18 protein-coding genes are annotated in these 16,475 nt (G+C 55.1%); 13 read left to right on the top strand and 5 right to left on the bottom strand.

What is annotated here, in order from left to right; genetic code table 11:
• Window positions 1–138: 138 nt before the first annotated feature.
• Together hemB and ampH are read right to left on the bottom strand one after the other, a co-directional pair.
• The gene (gene hemB / locus M8Q36_RS00680) at window positions 139–1,110 is read right to left on the bottom strand and encodes a porphobilinogen synthase (RefSeq protein ID WP_249879692.1); all 972 of its coding nucleotides are present in this window, start codon (window positions 1,108–1,110) and stop codon (window positions 139–141) included.
• Window positions 1,111–1,230: 120 nt separating this feature from the next.
• Complete coding sequence (gene ampH / locus M8Q36_RS00675) at window positions 1,231–2,388, bottom strand: D-alanyl-D-alanine-carboxypeptidase/endopeptidase AmpH (RefSeq protein WP_045509330.1); 1,158 nt, start codon at window positions 2,386–2,388, stop codon at window positions 1,231–1,233.
• A 192-nt stretch (window positions 2,389–2,580) separates the two neighbouring features.
• Here ampH and M8Q36_RS00670 point away from each other — a divergent pair, with 192 nt between their 5' ends.
• From M8Q36_RS00670 to M8Q36_RS00660, 3 genes are all read left to right on the top strand, one after another.
• Window positions 2,581–3,114: an isochorismatase family protein gene (locus tag M8Q36_RS00670; RefSeq protein WP_249879691.1), complete on the top strand. Its 534-nt coding sequence runs from the start codon at window positions 2,581–2,583 to the stop codon at window positions 3,112–3,114.
• Window positions 3,115–3,251: 137 nt separating this feature from the next.
• Window positions 3,252–4,472: a peptide antibiotic transporter SbmA gene (gene sbmA, locus M8Q36_RS00665; RefSeq protein WP_249879690.1), complete on the top strand. Its 1,221-nt coding sequence runs from the start codon at window positions 3,252–3,254 to the stop codon at window positions 4,470–4,472.
• 13 nt (window positions 4,473–4,485) lie between these two features.
• Window positions 4,486–5,613, top strand: a complete 1,128-nt coding sequence (locus M8Q36_RS00660; RefSeq protein ID WP_249879689.1) for a DUF1615 domain-containing protein — start codon at window positions 4,486–4,488, stop codon at window positions 5,611–5,613.
• Here the strand turns inward: M8Q36_RS00660 and M8Q36_RS00655 are convergent.
• Window positions 5,610–5,918: a DUF2755 family protein gene (locus tag M8Q36_RS00655; RefSeq protein ID WP_249879688.1), complete on the bottom strand. Its 309-nt coding sequence runs from the start codon at window positions 5,916–5,918 to the stop codon at window positions 5,610–5,612. The genes M8Q36_RS00660 and M8Q36_RS00655 overlap by 4 nt on opposite strands.
• 266 nt (window positions 5,919–6,184) lie before the next feature.
• Here M8Q36_RS00655 and M8Q36_RS00650 point away from each other — a divergent pair, with 266 nt between their 5' ends.
• Window positions 6,185–6,406: a DUF2754 domain-containing protein gene (locus M8Q36_RS00650; RefSeq protein ID WP_017458816.1), complete on the top strand. Its 222-nt coding sequence runs from the start codon at window positions 6,185–6,187 to the stop codon at window positions 6,404–6,406.
• Here M8Q36_RS00650 and ddlA read toward each other — a convergent pair whose 3' ends face one another.
• Window positions 6,407–7,507, bottom strand: a complete 1,101-nt coding sequence (ddlA, locus tag M8Q36_RS00645; protein ID WP_249879687.1) for a D-alanine--D-alanine ligase — start codon at window positions 7,505–7,507, stop codon at window positions 6,407–6,409.
• Between the two features lie 108 nt (window positions 7,508–7,615).
• Between ddlA and M8Q36_RS00640 the strand changes: the two genes are divergently transcribed.
• From M8Q36_RS00640 to M8Q36_RS00615, 6 genes are all read left to right on the top strand, one after another.
• A complete protein-coding gene (locus tag M8Q36_RS00640) occupies window positions 7,616–8,299 on the top strand; it encodes an extensin-like domain-containing protein (protein WP_249879686.1) in 684 nt (227 codons plus the stop codon).
• A 169-nt stretch (window positions 8,300–8,468) separates the two neighbouring features.
• Window positions 8,469–9,659: a multidrug efflux MFS transporter gene (locus M8Q36_RS00635; RefSeq protein WP_249879685.1), complete on the top strand. Its 1,191-nt coding sequence runs from the start codon at window positions 8,469–8,471 to the stop codon at window positions 9,657–9,659.
• Between the two features lie 261 nt (window positions 9,660–9,920).
• Window positions 9,921–10,181 carry an anti-adapter protein IraP gene (iraP, locus tag M8Q36_RS00630; RefSeq protein WP_017458820.1) on the top strand — a complete coding sequence of 87 codons (261 nt, stop codon included), beginning with the start codon at window positions 9,921–9,923 and terminating at the stop codon, window positions 10,179–10,181.
• 87 nt (window positions 10,182–10,268) lie between these two features.
• Window positions 10,269–11,699, top strand: a complete 1,431-nt coding sequence (gene phoA / locus M8Q36_RS00625) for an alkaline phosphatase (RefSeq protein ID WP_249879684.1) — start codon at window positions 10,269–10,271, stop codon at window positions 11,697–11,699.
• A gap of 90 nt (window positions 11,700–11,789) precedes the next feature.
• Window positions 11,790–12,110: a phosphate starvation-inducible protein PsiF gene (gene psiF, locus M8Q36_RS00620; RefSeq protein WP_017458822.1), complete on the top strand. Its 321-nt coding sequence runs from the start codon at window positions 11,790–11,792 to the stop codon at window positions 12,108–12,110.
• A gap of 181 nt (window positions 12,111–12,291) precedes the next feature.
• The gene (locus M8Q36_RS00615) at window positions 12,292–13,815 is read left to right on the top strand and encodes an FAD-dependent oxidoreductase (RefSeq protein ID WP_249879683.1); all 1,524 of its coding nucleotides are present in this window, start codon (window positions 12,292–12,294) and stop codon (window positions 13,813–13,815) included.
• 35 nt (window positions 13,816–13,850) lie between these two features.
• On the opposite strand, the gene proC is transcribed toward M8Q36_RS00615, so the two are convergent.
• Window positions 13,851–14,657 (bottom strand): pyrroline-5-carboxylate reductase, encoded by an 807-nt coding sequence (gene proC, locus M8Q36_RS00610; protein ID WP_249879682.1) that lies wholly within the window; start codon window positions 14,655–14,657, stop codon window positions 13,851–13,853.
• 133 nt (window positions 14,658–14,790) lie between these two features.
• Here proC and M8Q36_RS00605 point away from each other — a divergent pair, with 133 nt between their 5' ends.
• The 3 genes from M8Q36_RS00605 (at window position 14,791) to yaiA (ending at window position 16,290) form a co-directional block, all read left to right on the top strand.
• A complete protein-coding gene (locus M8Q36_RS00605) occupies window positions 14,791–15,252 on the top strand; it encodes a YaiI/YqxD family protein (protein WP_249879681.1) in 462 nt (153 codons plus the stop codon).
• A gap of 271 nt (window positions 15,253–15,523) precedes the next feature.
• A complete protein-coding gene (aroL, locus tag M8Q36_RS00600) occupies window positions 15,524–16,048 on the top strand; it encodes a shikimate kinase AroL (protein WP_249879680.1) in 525 nt (174 codons plus the stop codon).
• A 50-nt stretch (window positions 16,049–16,098) separates the two neighbouring features.
• Entirely contained in the window at window positions 16,099–16,290 is a 192-nt protein-coding gene (gene yaiA / locus M8Q36_RS00595; RefSeq protein ID WP_017458827.1) for a protein YaiA, read from the top strand.
• The last annotated feature ends 185 nt before the right edge of the window (window positions 16,291–16,475 follow it).

Raw genomic sequence — 16,475 nt, 5'->3', positions numbered from 1 at the left:
GATTCCTCCTCCCGTCTTGCCGATGACAGTAAAGGGCGAAGATGACGCTTACATTTCATTACAATGAATAAATGACACTTTAAAGACGCGAGGAGAATCAGAAGCAAAGGCAAAAAAAGCGGGCCAGGCCCGCTTTGTTCAGAGGATGCCGCGTTCGGCGAGATCGAGGGCGAAATAGCTGAAAATCAAATCCGCGCCGGCGCGTTTAATCGCACCCAGGCTTTCCAGTACCACTTTGTCTTCATCAATCGCGCCTGCCTGAGCGGCAAACTTGATCATCGCGTATTCGCCGCTCACCTGATAAGCGCCCAGCGGCAGTTCGGTGCGCTCGCGAATATCACGCAGGATATCAAGATAAGCGCCTGCTGGTTTCACCATCAGGCAATCTGCGCCTTCGGCCTGATCAATAAGCGACTCGCGAATCGCCTCGCGGCGGTTCATCGGGTGCATCTGGTAGGTTTTACGATCACCTTTCAGCGCTGTGCCCGCTGCTTCACGGAACGGGCCGTAGAAGGATGAGGCGAACTTAGTTGAATAGGACATGATCGCGGTCTCGGTAAAACCCGCCGCGTCCAGCGCCTGGCGGATCGCCTGCACCTGACCGTCCATCGCTGCCGATGGCGCAATGAAATCAGCGCCTGCCGCGGCGGCAATCACCGCTTGTTTACCGAGGTTAATCAGGGTGGCGTCGTTATCCACGCCGTGATCGCACAGTACACCGCAGTGACCGTGCGAGGTGTATTCGCAAAAACAGGTGTCGGACATCACCACCATTTCCGGCACTGTCTCTTTGCAGATGCGCGACATCCGCGCCACCAGTCCGTTTTCCTGCCAGGTATCGCTGCCGGTCGCATCGGTGTGATGCGAAATGCCAAAGGTCATCACTGAGCGGATCCCGGCCCTGGCGATGCGTTCGATTTCGCGCGCCAGATACTTTTCCGGAATGCGCATCACGCCCGGCATGGCGGCGATAGCTTTGTAATCGTCGAGCTCTTCTTCAACAAAGATCGGCAACACCAGGTCGTTTTTGCTCAGTGTTGTCTCTTCAAACATGGCGCGCAGCGCAGGCGATTTGCGCAGACGGCGGGGGCGAGTAATTAAATCGGTCATGGTATGCCTGATGTTTGTGGAACAGATGGCGGCATTGTAGCCGAAAAGGCGGCGGGCTGTTTTACCAAAATCGCTGTTAAAAGGGGAAGGCAGACGGCAAACCGCCTGCCTTTTGCCGCATCAGGAGGCCGGAACTACCTGCGGTTTATTGTTGCTCAGCTCGCTGACCAGGTCGTTCGCGCCATCGCTCATGCTGGTAAAGCGCGTCAGCGGTGAACGGGTCATCACCACAAAGACGCCGACGTTATGCTGCGGCACCATCGCTATATAGGTGATGAAACCGCCGCCGCCGCCGGTTTTCTGGATGATGCCAGGGTGACCGTCTTTCGGCGCCATATAGACCCAGCCGAGGCCAAGCGCGTCGGCTTTGCCAGGAACATCCATGCCAATCACCTTGGTGAGCTGATTACGCGGGTAGATCAGCGTTTGCATCCGATCGGCCTGGCTATTGCGGGTATAGAAATCGGACGAGAGGAACTGCTGCATCCAGCGCATCATATCGCCTGGCGTGGAGTAAACGCCGCCGCTGCCAATCGCTGCCAGCGTGTTATCACACGGGCTGGCGCCTTTTTCCGCCACCATCAGTCGTTTGCACTGATCCGGCGACGGCGTAAAGGTGGTGTCTTTCATCCCCAGCGGACGGGTTATTTGCTCTTCAAACAGCTGCGGATAGGGTTTTCCGGCCGCCTGAGAAAGCGCATCGGCCAGCAGGTCAAAGGCCAGGTTGGAGTAAGACGCCTGCGCGCCCGGCGCGGTTTTTAACTTCGCGGTGGAAAGCCAGCTCCAGCGCTGCTCGCGCGTTGGCCAGACAAATACCGAACGGTGTGCCGCGCCGCCAGGCTGTTCACGCGGCAGAGCGCTGGTATGGGTCGCGAGGTTAACCAGCTTGATCGGCGTGCCTTCGTAGGTCGGTACGCGCGCGCCAGGTGGCGCATATTTGCTTAATGGATCGTCAAGACGCACCCGGCCCTGATCGAGCAGTTTCACCAGCATTTCGCTGGTCATCAGCTTGGAGAGCGACGCAATACGGATAACCGAATCCAGCTGCGGGCGCACATTATTGCCCGGACGGGTTTCACCAAAACTTCTGAACACGCGCTGGTTACCGTCGATGACCACCATTGCCATCCCGGTCGCACCGCTACCGTAATAGATGTGGTTGGCGTAACGATCGACAATGTCAGAGGCAAATACCGGATCGGGAGATTGTTGCGCCGCACGGGCGCTGGTCATACTCAGCGTGCAGAGCAACGCGGAGAAAAGCAGACAACGTTTCAACGAAGGGGATCCATATAAGAATGGGAACGATAGAGGATATTTATACTACCCGGCGTTTCGATGCAAAGCACCAATAAGCGTGTTATTTCGCCCTAATACGTAACGATGGGTAAATATGAAATTTTTTCCCTATGACTTTGGCGTAAGGCGGCTGTGATAACCTCTTTCTTTCCCACACTCAGGAGTCAGGTAATGGCAAGTCAACGGGTAGTGATGGTGGTGGATATGCAAAACGGCGTGTTTGCCACAGAGCGTATTCAGCGTGAACAATGCGTGGCGCGTATTAACCAACTGACCGCAGCAGCGGACACGGTGATTTTTATCCAACACGCCGAAGCGGGCGGGCTGGAAGAGGGCAGTGACGGGTTTGCGCTTTTGCCGGAGCTGACGCAACCGGCGAACGCGCTGTATGTCACCAAAACTGCCTGCGACGCGTTTTATCGCACTACGCTCGAAAGTGTGCTGCGTGAGCATGATATTCGCGCCTTTGTGATGTGCGGGTGCGCCACCGATTACTGCGTGGATACTACGCTGAAAAACGGCGCCAGCCGTGGTTACGCCATTACCGTCGCGCAAGATGCGCACACCACGGCGAATCGCCCGGCGGCGCAGGCTACGGTGTTAATCGATCACTATAACGAGGTGTGGCGCACCTTAACGGTGCCTTGCAACCCGGTGTTAGTGAAACCCGTCGAAACAATTCTTCACGAATGGCAAACGAACTAAGGCGTTAAGCTCAGGTCAGATTTAACCAGACGGCGCCGCACTTCGCGGCGCTTTTTTTGTCGCGGCCCATTCAGGGGCTTACACACAGTGATGCACAGCATGTGTCGTAAATAATAAGAAGTGAGCAGGAGAGCATTATGTTTAAGTCCTTCTTTCCAAAACCGGCGTTGTTCTTTTTGTCGGTGTTCATCTGGACCGCGATTACCGTGGTTTTCTGGCAGGCGGGTGGTGAAGCGTGGTTGATGCGCCTCACCGGCGCGTCTGCGGATGTGCCGATTAGCGCCGCGCGTTTCTGGAGCCCAGGCTATCTGCTGTTTTATGCCTACTATCTGCTTTGTGTCGGCGTGTTTGCGCTGTTCTGGTTTACCCTCTCGCCGCATCGCTGGCAGCGCTGGTCAATTCTCGGCACCGCGTTAATTATCTTTGTGACCTGGTTTTTGGTGGAAGTGAATGTCGCTATTAACGCCTGGTATCAGCCGTTTTACGATCTTATCCAGACCGCACTCAGCGCGCCGAACAAAGTCAGCATTCATCAGTTGTACAGCGAGATTGGCGTGTTTTTGTGGATCGCACTGATTGCCGTAACGGTGGCGGTGCTCAATAACTTTTTCGTCAGCCACTATGTGTTCCGCTGGCGCACGGCGATGAACGAATACTATATGGCGCGCTGGGAGCGTTTGCGCCATATCGAAGGCGCAGCGCAGCGTGTGCAGGAAGACACCATGCGTTTCGCCTCGACGCTTGAAGATATGGGCACCAGTTTTATTAACGCCATTATGACGTTGATTGCTTTTTTGCCGGTGCTGGTGGCGCTATCGCCGCATGTACAGGAGATACCGGTGGTCGGGCACATCGCTTATGGCCTGGTAATTGCTGCTGTGAGCTGGGCATTGCTCGGCACCGTGTTGCTGGCGTTTGTGGGCATCAAACTGCCGGGGCTGGCGTTTAAAAACCAGCGCGTGGAAGCGGCTTACCGTAAAGAACTGGTCTACGGCGAAGATGATGCCGGTCGCGCCAGGCCGCATACCGTTGCAGAGCTGTTCGCCGCCGTGCGCCGTAACTATTTCCGGCTCTATTTTCACTATATGTATTTCAATATCGCCCGTATCCTGTACATGCAGGTTGATGTGGTGGTTGGCCTGATTGTGCTGTTCCCGACGATTGCCGCCGGGGCTATCACTTTCGGTCTGATGCGCCAGATAACCAACGTGTTCGAGCAGGTGCGCAGTTCGTTCCAGTATTTGATCTCTTCCTGGACGACGCTGGTGGAGCTGATGTCTATCTATAAACGTTTACGCAGTTTTGAACGTGAACTGGATGGGCAGGAGATCCAGCCTGTGCCCCCTATTTTTGGTTAATACAAGGAACGTTATGGTTTACGTCCCCCGTTTTGGCTGGTTGCTGGCGACGTTGATTCTCGCCGGGTGTAGTACGCAGGGCACGCTTTCGCAAAAAGAAGCCGAAGCTGAAAAAGAAAAAGCGCTGGAACAACAGCAGAACAAGCCGATGGATGTCGCAAGCGTGGTGCGGCGAACCATTCCCGCCAGCGTGAAAGATCGCGAAGGCTGGGCGCAGGATCTGGCGACAACCTTTAGCAGCCAGAAGCTGTCGCCGACGCTGGAGAACATCTGTTCGGTGCTGGCGGTGGCGCAGCAGGAATCCAATTACCAGTCTGATCCGGTGGTGCCGGGGCTGAATAAAATTGCCTGGAAAGAGATCGATAAGCGCGCCGAGCGGATGCACATCCCAACGATGCTGGTGAATACCGCGCTGAAAATCCCGTCGCCGAACGGTAAAAGCTACAGCGAACGGTTGGACAAAGTGCGCACGGAAAAAGAGCTCAGCGCCATTTTTGATGACTTCATTGGCATGGTGCCGATGGGGCAGAAACTGTTTGGTTCGCTCAACCCGGTGCGCACCGGCGGGCCGATGCAGATTAGCGTCGCCTTTGCCGAGCAACATACGGATGGTTATCCGTGGAAAATGGAAGGCACCGTGCGGCAGGAGGTCTTCAGCCGCCGCGGTGGATTATGGTTTGGCACCTATCACCTGCTCAATTACCCGGCCAGTTACACCGCCCCCATTTACCGTTTCGCCGATTTTAACGCCGGGCTGTATGCCAGCCGTAATGCGGCGTTTCAGAACGCCATCAGCAAAGCGACCGGCGTGAAACTGGCGCTCGACGGCGATTTGATTTTGTACGGCAGCAGCGATGCGGGTAGCACGGAATTAGCCGTGCGCAAACTGGGCGCTTCGCTGGGCATGAGCGATCGTGATATCCGTCGGCAACTGGAGCGCGGAGACAGCGACAAACTGGAAGACACCAAACTCTATCGCGAAGTGTATCGGCTGGCCGAGAAGAAAAGCGGCAAACCATTGCCAAGAGAGGTACTGCCGGGGATCAAGCTGGAAAGCCCGAAGATCACGCGCAACCTGACAACAGCATGGTTTGCGAAGCGCGTCGACGATCGTCGGGCCGCCTGCATGGCGCAGAACTAGCGCGAATGGTGATGTCGCCAGCGTAAGATAAGGAAGATAACACCAAGCAGGGCGCTTCCCACGAGGAAAGGCACAAGACCGAAAATTGTGCCGACGCCCATTCCCATTTCTACGTGCGGGCGGGTGGTGTCCTGCACTTGCATCAGATGCTCGAACACGCCCGGTGCATGCACCAGCAGGTTCAGCAACTGCGCACCCGCCCAGAAGCAGAGTAGTACGAATACGGCGTAAGCAATATTACCCGGTCTGGAGGTGTCACGTTGTTTTGCGCCCTTAAAGGGTTTTGACATAGTAAAGTCAGCCATAAGACCTCCGGTACTCTTTACTTTTTAACGCTCGATGTAGTTGGCGCGTGGCCTCAACTGACGGTAATTTTGGCAGTTGTACCGCTTTGTCAACATCAGAATGGTGATAATTTCGCCCCGGGAATGATTCCAGTTGGATGATTTTTGCCGATGCTCACATTTCTGTAACGTTTTAATTACCTTGGTAACATTTCAGAATTTCCGCATACGCCACAGACGGTAAGCGGCGGTTGTGCGATGATGCCGTTTTGACTGCCGGAGTTGTCATGAAGCTGCCTGTAAAAATCCGCCGTGACTGGCACTATTACGCGTTTGCGATTGGGTTGATATTTATTCTGAATGGCGTGGTCGGGCTGCTGGGGTTTGAAGCCAAAGGCTGGCAAACCTATGCGGTGGGGCTGGTGACCTGGGTGATTGGTTTCTGGCTGGCCGGGTTAATTATCCGCCGCCGCCCTGAGGACGAGGAGACGGCGGATAAACCGCAGTGATTAGTTATTAACGGTAATTTTCAGCGCGCTGTTAGCCTGATGGCGCGCAATAGCCAGCTCAATCAGGCGCGTGATTAACTCGCTATAACCAATACCGCTCGCCTGCCACAGTTTCGGATACATGCTGATATTGGTGAACCCTGGCAGCGTGTTGATCTCGTTGATGATCACGTCGTTTTCCGGCGTCAGGAACACATCCACGCGCGCCATCCCTTCACAACCCAGCGCCTGATAAGCCTGCACGGCAATGCCGCGGATTTTATCGTTGATTGCCGGATCAATGTCGGCGGGCACAACCACCTGAGCCCCGTTTTCATCGATGTATTTGGTGTCGTAGGCGTAAAACTCGCTATGAAGCACGATTTCGCCACAGGTACTGGCCTGCGGTGAGTCATTACCCAGCACCGCGCATTCAATCTCGCAGCCTTTGATGCCGGTTTCAACAACCACTTTTTTATCGAATTCAAACGCCAGGTTGACCGCCGCCTGGTACTGCGCTTCATTCGTCACTTTGCTGACGCCCACGGAGGAACCCTGGTTGGCGGGTTTAACAAACAGCGGCAAACCGAGTTTGGTTTGCACATCGCTGAAGCTAATCTGCCCGCGATTGGCGCGAGTTAGCGTGATAAACGGGGCGATGGAAAGCCCGGCGTCGCGTAACAGGCGCTTGGTGACATCTTTATCCATGCAGGCTGCAGAGGCGAGCACGTCGGAGCCGACAAACGGCAAGTTCGCCAGACGCAGCATGCCCTGTAATGAACCATCTTCGCCCAGCGTGCCATGAACAATCGGGAAGATCACGTCGACATTCGGAAGCGGTGTGCTGTTTTCTGCCTGGATCAGTTGTTGCTGTTGGATCCCCGGCACCAGCGCCACGCTATTTTCCGAGGGGTTTAAGGCGATACGCGCCGGATCGTTGGCGTTTAGCAGGTAATTATTCGCATCGCTGACGTGCCACTGCCCCTGTTTATCGATCCCCAGCAGCACCACGTCAAAGCGTGATTTATCCATGGCGTCGACGATATTTTTCGCCGACTGTAACGACACTTCATGTTCCGCTGATTTGCCGCCAAAGACGACCCCTACCCGCAGTTTTGCCATTTCTCCGTTCACTCACACTGAATTCACAAAGCACATACCATAGCACGTCAAAACGCACGATTCGCGGCCTTCTGCCATAATGTTTTCTGGAAACCAGAAGGAGACGACGTGAGCGGGAAAGGGCTGATTGTTTTGTGCATTCTTCTGGCGGTGATTTGGGTTGGCTACCGCGCGTTGCCGTCTTACTACAACCCGTTTGCGCCGTTGCAGCTTAGCGACCCGCCCGGGCGCATTACGCAGTTCAAACTGCGCCGCTTGCCGCCGCAAGCCTGTGCGGAATTATTGTCGCAGGCGAACCAGCAACGCCTGATCTCGTCGGCTCCGGTTGCCGACAGTGCCGGAGATTGCCCGTTAACCTATGTCGTACGGGTACGCGACTTTGGCGCGGTTAAACTGAGCAGCAGTTTTCTCGCCAGTTGTCCGCTGGCGCTCAGTTCCGCGCTGTTTGTCGAGCAACAGGCGCGGCCACTCACCGAACGCTTTATGGGCAGCCAGCTTACGCGTATCGATCATCTTGGCAGCTATGCGTGTCGCAATATCTACAACCGCGCTGATGCCAGGCGTAGCGAGCACGCCAGTGCAGAAGCGCTTGATCTCAGCGGTTTTCGACTGGCGAATGGTCAGTCCGTGACGGTACTGAAGGGCTGGCGGCAGGCGCGAACACAGCCGTGGCTGCGGGCAATGTTAAGCGCCAGTTGCGGCTATTACGGTAACGGCCTTGGGCCGGAGTACAACGCCGCTCACGCCAACCATTTTCATCTTGGCATGCGTGGCTTTGGTCTCTGTCGCTAAGCATAATCCACTGTCAATAATGGGGTTTTTCCCCCGGGCGGCGGCATGAAACGCAAGCTGACAGATAAAATACCGAAATTGTCGTAACCGCATCTCTGGTGACTCATCGCTGGCGCATTCTTGTTAATCTGTGCGCTGTTTGTCGAAACCTCAATAATTACGCGTACTTATGGAATCCTGGAAGGTCAATCTCGTTTCGGTCTGGTTCGGTTGCTTTTTCACTGGTCTGGCCATTAGCCAAATTCTGCCGTTCTTGCCGTTATATGTTGCGCAACTGGGCGTGACGTCCCATGAAGCGCTGTCGATGTGGTCAGGCTTAACGTTCAGTATTACCTTTCTGGTTTCGGCGATTGTTTCGCCCATGTGGGGCAGCCTGGCGGATCGGAAAGGGCGCAAACTGATGCTGTTGCGCGCCTCGTTAGGGATGGCGATCGCGATTCTGTTACAGGCGTTTGCCACCAATGTCTGGCAGTTGTTGATCCTGCGCGGCGTGATGGGGCTGACGTCTGGCTATATTCCCAATGCGATGGCGCTGGTGGCTTCGCAGGTGCCGCGCGAGCGCAGCGGCTGGGCGCTAAGTACGCTCTCCACGGCGCAGATAAGCGGCGTGATTGGCGGGCCGCTGATGGGTGGTTTTCTTGCCGACCATGTGGGGCTGCGCATGGTGTTCCTCATTACGGCGATATTGCTGATTGTGAGTTTCCTCGTCACGCTGTTTTTAATTAAAGAGGGCGTCAGGCCGACGGTGAAAAAGGGCGATCGCCTGAGCGGCAAGGCGGTGTTCTCTACCTTGCCGTACCCGGCGCTAGTGATCAGTTTGTTTATCACCACCATGGTGATTCAGCTGTGCAACGGCTCTATCGGCCCGATCCTGGCGCTGTTTATTCAATCTTTGTCACCGCATACCACTAACATTGCTTTTCTCAGCGGGCTTATCGCCGCTGTGCCCGGTGTCTCGGCGCTGATTTCCGCCCCGCGCCTCGGCAAACTGGGGGATCGCATTGGTACATCGCGCATTTTAATGGCGACGATGGCGGTGGCCGTGGTGCTGTTCTTCGCCATGTCGTTTGTTACGTCGCCGCTCCAGCTTGGGATCTTGCGCTTTATGTTGGGTTTTGCCGATGGCGCGATGTTGCCCGCCGTGCAGACGTTGCTGCTGAAATATTCCAGCGATCAGGTTACCGGGCGTATTTTCGGTTACAACCAATCGTTTATGTATCTGGGAAATGTTGCCGGGCCGCTGATGGGGGCCACCGTATCCGCGATGGCGGGTTTCCGTTGGGTATTTGCCGCCACGGCTGTGGTGGTGTTTATTAATCTCTGGCAATTACTGCTGGCGTTTCGCCGGGTAAAACGCTAACGCAACAGGGCCGAAATAATATCAGTCTGCTTCGGCCTTACTATCGTTTTTTCTTATGCAAATAAGCCAGGCGCTTTTTTTTATTTATCGCTAAGCCACTCAAAAGATTTCCCATCGAAGCGGGAGAAACGTTTCGTTGACCCTGTTTTTTAAATGACTATTAAGCCTTGTGAGAAAATCCGCAAAAATAATACATGTATCTACTTTGCAACATCAAAACTCAATGCTAACGTCTTTGAAATCTCGTAAGGAAATAGCGCTATGAAAAATCTCATTGCAGAGTTATTGGTCAAGCTGGCAGAAAAAGAAGAAGAGTCGAAAGAACTGGTCGCTCAGGTTGAAGCGCTGGAAATCGTGGTGACCGCGCTGTTGCGCCAGATGGCGACGACGGAACAACAGGCGTTAATTCAGAGTATCGAAGGCGCGCTCGAAGAAGCCCGGCCGGGAACTCACGTAACCCATCAGGACGCGGAGTTGCTGCAACAGTACGTAAAAAAGCTTTTAAGGCACCCGCGCAGCTAAACCTCTGACGCGCTGCCTGCACTGTCATATCACTGTCATCTGCGCTACCTATAGTCGCTCTGTTTTATTTTCTTTAAGTATTTGTACATGGAGAATATTAAAGTGAAACAGAGCGCATTATTTCTTGCATTATTACCTCTGATGTTTACCCCTGCTATTTATGCCGAAACGACGTCGGCACCGGTTCTTGATAATCGTGCTGCTCACGGCGATATTTCCACGCCTGGTGGTGCGCGCCGTTTAAGCGGTGACCAAACCGCTGCTCTGCGTGATTCCCTCATGGATAAGCCCGCCAAAAATATTATTTTGCTGATTGGCGATGGCATGGGGGATTCCGAAATTACCGCCGCGCGAAATTACGCCGAAGGGGCCGGTGGATTTTTTAAAGGTATTGACGCACTGCCCCTGACCGGCCAGTACACACACTATTCGCTGGACAAAAAAACCGGCAAGCCGGATTACGTCACCGATTCCGCCGCGTCGGCCACGGCCTGGAGTACCGGCGTGAAAACCTATAACGGTGCGCTCGGCGTCGACATTCACGATAAAGATCACACCACCATTCTGGAGATGGCCAAAGCCGCTGGTCTGGCGACGGGCAACGTTTCCACTGCGGAACTGCAAGACGCTACGCCCGCCGCGCTGGTTTCTCACGTTATCTCACGCCGCTGCTACGGCCCGACGGTGACCAGTGAGAAGTGTGCGCTTAACGCGCTGGAGAAAGGCGGGAAAGGGTCGATTACCGAACAACTGCTGAACGCCCGCGCGGATGTCACTTTGGGCGGCGGCGCGAAAACCTTTAGCGAAACCGCTACCGCTGGTGAGTGGAAAGGGAAAACGCTGCGCGAACAAGCGCAGGCGCGCGGCTACCAATTAGTCGGCGATGCCTCCACGCTCGCGGCGATCTCCGAAGCGAACCAGGATAAACCGCTGCTGGGGCTGTTCTCCGACGGCAACATGCCGGTGCGCTGGGAAGGGCCAAAAGCCTCGCTGCATGGCAATATTGATAAACCTGCCGTGACCTGTACGCCAAACGCGAAACGTACCGACAGCGTACCAACACTGGCGGCGATGACGGAAAAAGCCATTGATTTGCTGAGCAAAAACGAAAAGGGCTTCTTCCTGCAGGTAGAAGGCGCGTCGATCGATAAACAGGATCACGCGGCGAACCCGTGCGGTCAGATCGGCGAAACGGTTGATCTTGACGAAGCTGTGCAGAAGGCGCTGGAATTTGCCAAAAAAGATGGCAATACGCTGGTGATCGTGACGGCGGATCATGCCCACGCCAGCCAGATCATTCCGGCAGATACCAAAGCGCCAGGCTTAAGCCAGGCACTGAACACCAAAGACGGCGCGGTAATGGCCATCACTTACGGCAACTCGGAAGAGGAGTCGATGGAACATACCGGAACGCAGGTTCGCATCGCGGCTTACGGCCCGCATGCGGGCAATGTGGTGGGGCTGACGGATCAGACCGATCTGTTCTACACCATGAAAGCGGCACTGAATCTGAAGTAACAGCCTCCCGGCGGTAAATCTTTGCTGCCGGGTGGTTTTTTCACCAATTAGTACCATCCTTAAAAGGCACATTAAGAGAAGGATGGTGCTATGAAAATAACATTACTGGTTACCCTCGTTTTCGGTCTGCTGTTTGTCACGGCGCTGAGCGCCGCCGAAAAAACGCTGACTCCGCAACAACAACGCATGACCCTCTGCAATCAACAGGCGACGGCGCAAACCCTGGCGGGAGATGCCCGTAAGAAATACATGAGTGACTGCCTGAAAAACACCAAAACTGAGCCCGGACAAAAAAGCCTGACGCCGCAGCAACAGCGGATGCGCGAATGTAATGCCCAGGCGACGCAACAATCCCTTAAAGGCGAAGATCGCAGTAAATTTATGAGCGGTTGCCTGAAAAAAACGCAATAACGCATCGGGTGAGCATCGCGTTTTGCTCACCCTCTTTTCGGAATTTGCCTCGTCTTTTTGCCCGCCCGCTAATCTCTGCCAGGCTTACTTTGTGAGCTTCGTTTTATTTTCCCTTTTCCTCGTGGTTGTGCGCTGTCTGGCGTTACGCCCGTTTTCGCAACACTGACACGGGAGCAAAGTGATGAACTATCAATACGTTACTGAACTGAATGCCTTGCCGGAAAGCCAACCGGTCAAAGTGGATGTCGCGGGCACCTCAATGATCCTTATCCGCACCGGGGCGAAAGTTCGCGCCTTTCAGAGTAAATGCCCGCACGCAGGCGGGCCGCTGGAGAAGGGTGCCGTGTGCGATGGAAAACTGGTCTGCCCGTGGCATAAAGCCGCGTTTGATATCACCAATGGCGAATGGCGTGAACCGCTGGCGCTGCAAAACCTCAAGCAGTATCCGGTGATGCTTGAGCAAAATCGTGTGCTGGTGAACCCGCGTCCACTTTCTCCCGCCAGCCATTCGCTTATCCGTGGCGAGCGCCCGCAAACCGCCGTGATCCTGGGAACAGGTGCCGCTGGCAGTGCGGCGGCGATAACGCTGCGTGACGCCGGGTTTAACGGTCACCTGGTGTTGATCGATAAAGAAGATGATGCGCCCTACGATCGCACCGCGCTGAGCAAATTCGTGCCGGCGGGAAAAATGAAAATCAGTGACGTTCCCCACTTGCTGGACAGCGCTTTTTACAGCCAGCCCGGCGTCGAAAGCCTGCGTGAAGAGGTGGCGAATATTGATTGCCACGCTCACCAGCTTACGCTTGCCGGTGGCCGACAGATCGCTTTCGACAAACTACTGCTGGCCACCGGTGGCCAGCCAGTGTGGCCGGATATTCCCGGCAACCACCTGTCGGGTGTGCATGTGTTGCGTGGTATCCACCAGGCTGAGCGTCTGCTCAATGAAGTCGAACAGGAGCAACAACTGGTAGTGATCGGTAATAGCTTTATCGCCATGGAACTGGCGGCGGCGCTGCGTAATCAGGATATCGACGTGACGGTGTTATCGCGCCATGCGCTGCCGTTTGTACCGCAGTTCGGTGAGGAGGTGGGGCGGCATTTTATGAATCTGCATAAACAGAATGGCGTGAAGTTTGTTACCGGCGAACCGGCGGCGCTGGAGGGGAACGGCCATGTGCGGAGCGTAACGTTAAAAGATGGCCGTTCCGTACCAGCACACGTAGTGGTGTTTGCCACGGGTGTGCAACCGGTGACCGATATGGCACACGATCTGCCTCATGAAAAGGATGGCAGCCTGACGGTGGATGAAACGTTGAGCGTGGCACCGGATGTCTGGGCGGTAGGGGATATCGCCAGCTACCCGGCCCCGGAAGGGCGTCGTCGCATTGAACACTGGCGTGTGGCGCAGCAGCAGGGGCGGCTCGCCGCGCTGAATATGCTGGGTGAACGGCACACCTTTGATCGGGTGCCCTTTTTCTGGACGACTCACTTTGGTAACCGCTTTGAATATCTCGGTTACACCCGTGAGTGGGACAGTATGAAAATGCTGGGATCGTTTGATAATAAACGTTTTGCCGTGCTCTACGGCGAAGAAGGCATACTGAAAGCGGTGCTGAGTTGCGGCGAGTACAGTGAAACGGCGGGATTACTGCTGAAAATGCAGCAACCGATTAGCATGCATGCCGCCAGCGAAATGCTGGCCTGAGAAATCGCGCCACGCGATATCGCGTGGCGCATTAGTTAGCTACTTATTTTGTCAGACTTCGCCATACACGCGGCAATGGCTTCGATAACCGCCGAGCGGAAACCTTTCTCTTCCAGCACTTTTACCGCTTCAATGGTGGTGCCGCCGGGCGAACAGACCATATCTTTTAGCTCGCCCGGATGCTTGCCGGTTTCCAGTACCATTTTTGCCGAGCCCATTACCGCCTGAGCGGCAAATTTATACGCCTGCGCGCGCGGCATCCCGCCCAGCACAGCGGCATCGGCCATCGCTTCGATAAACATAAATACATACGCCGGTGCAGAGCCGCTGACGCCAACCACCGGGTGGATCATCGGTTCGGCAATCACTTCCGCTTCCCCAAAGCAGCGGAAGATATTCAGTACATCGGCGGTATCTTCCGGGGTGACCAGCGCGTTAGGCGTCACAGAGGTCATACCCGCGTTCACCAGCGACGGGGTGTTGGGCATGGCGCGGACGATTTTGCGGTCGTGGCCGAGCGCGCGAGCTAACTGATCAAGCGTAACGCCGGCGGCGATGGAGACCACCAGCGTCTCTTTGTTCAGGCTGGAGGCGATATCGTTGAGTACTTTCACCATAATGTTCGGTTTAACGGCGCCAAAGACGATATCGGCAATCTGCGCCACTTCCTGCGCGCTTTGCGCGGCGTTCACGCCAAACTGGTCATGCAGGGCAGCCACTTTCTCCGGCGACGGGGTATACACCCAGATTTGCCCCGGCAGCACCTGGCCGCTGGCAATCAAGCCGCCAACAATCGCTTTTCCCATGTTACCGCAGCCGATAAAACCGATTTTCTTCTCCATCACATCCGTCTCTCTGCTTGTAAATGTTTGTGCGATATAGCTTAACGTGGATTGGCGGCGAGGGCGAAAGGATCTCTCCTTTCCCCGACAGGAAATTAAAGCGACAATGCGCCAAAACCAGAAAGGAGTAACGATGGCGATTTGGGTTGATGCGGACGCCTGTCCGAACGTAATCAAAGAGATTTTATTCCGTGCCGCCGAGCGCACGCAGACGCCGTTAACGCTGGTGGCGAACCAAAACCTGCGCGTGCCGCCGTCGCGGGTGATCCGTTCCATCAGAGTGCCTGCGGGTTTTGATGTTGCCGACAATGAAATTGTCCGCCTGTGCGAAGTCGGTGATTTGGTGATAACGGCCGACATTCCGCTGGCGGCGGAAGTGCTGGCAAAAGGCGCGGCGGCACTGAACCCGCGCGGTGAACGCTATAGCGAGGCAACTATTCGCGAAAAACTGACGATGCGCGATTTCATGGATACCCTGCGCAGCAGCGGTATTCAAACCGGTGGCCCGGACAGCCTGTCACAGCGGGATCGCCAGCAGTTCGCCGCCGAGCTGGATAAGTGGCTGCTGGCCGACAAGCGCCGCCAGAGCGAGTAAATTCTGCGCATCCCCGTTTGATATGTTACTGTTTGCCGCCTTGCGGGCTTGCCAGCCTGTGTTACATTCAGTAAGGTTGCCGCGACACGTGCTGCCATAGAATCTTTACAGATGAAACCCAGATTAAATCTGGTTTCGCTTGAAGTTTTTATCGGCGCGGACATAAAAGTGTAACGTTAATTTTACGATGAATTTCGTACTAGTTTGGTGATATCATCGCTGTCTTATTTTCCGTCCTGCACTGTGCAGGACCCGGAGGGAACACCTGCTCATGACGCTCCCCATTTTTCTTATCGGCGCACGTGGTTGCGGTAAAACAACGGTTGGTCGGACGCTGGCGCTGGCGCAGGGATGCCAGTTTATCGATACCGATTACTGGTTGCAGGAAAATGCCCAACAGACCATCGCAGCGATTGTTGAACAGGAAGGGTGGGACGGATTTCGCGCACGGGAAACCGCCGCGCTGGAAGCGGTTAGCGCGCCATCACGCGTGGTGGCGACCGGCGGCGGGATTATCCTTCGCGAATACAACCGCCGATTTATGCGTGAACACGGCGTGGTGGTTTATCTCTGCGCGCCGGTCGAGGTGCTGGCGGACCGGCTGGAGGCTTTTCCCGAGGAGGGGCAACGCCCGACGCTAACCGGCAAGCCCATCAGCGAAGAAGTTAGTGAAGTGCTGGCGCAGCGCGATGCGTTGTACCGTGAAGCTGCGCATTATGTAGTGGATGCAGCGCAGTCGCCGGATAAGGTGGTGTCTGATATTGAAGCGGCATTGCAACTGGCGCGCGCCAGTTAGCGAAACGTTTGTCTATACTTATTGCTCGACCCGCAAAATGAGGAAGAGCTATGCCGACCAAACCGCCATATCCGCGTGAAGCCCGTGTTGTCGCCGTTGAAAAAGGTGCGAATGGCCCGACAGTGACCTGGTATGAACTGCGCGCCGACCATCCGAAACCGGATACCTTAATTAGTGAACACCCCACCGAGCAGGAAGCTCTGGACGCCAAACGGCGTTATGAAGATCCGGACAAAAGCTAAGCCGCATCTTGCTGGCTGGATGATCTCCTGAACATTACAAAAAAGGATCTACGTCACGTTTTTAAACTGGCTGAATAATAGCCAGCGGTTACTCTTTTATGGTTACTGGAATTTATATGAACACAGGAGTGGCATGTTCTCTTTACACAACAGCCGTCAAAACGGCGTGATCGAGAGCGAATAAG

Origin of the sequence: Kosakonia sp. R1.Fl, from assembly GCF_023516815.1 — a bacterium.
Taxonomy (GTDB): Bacteria; Pseudomonadota; Gammaproteobacteria; order Enterobacterales; family Enterobacteriaceae; genus Kosakonia.
This window is presented reverse-complemented; position numbering and strand designations above follow the sequence as displayed.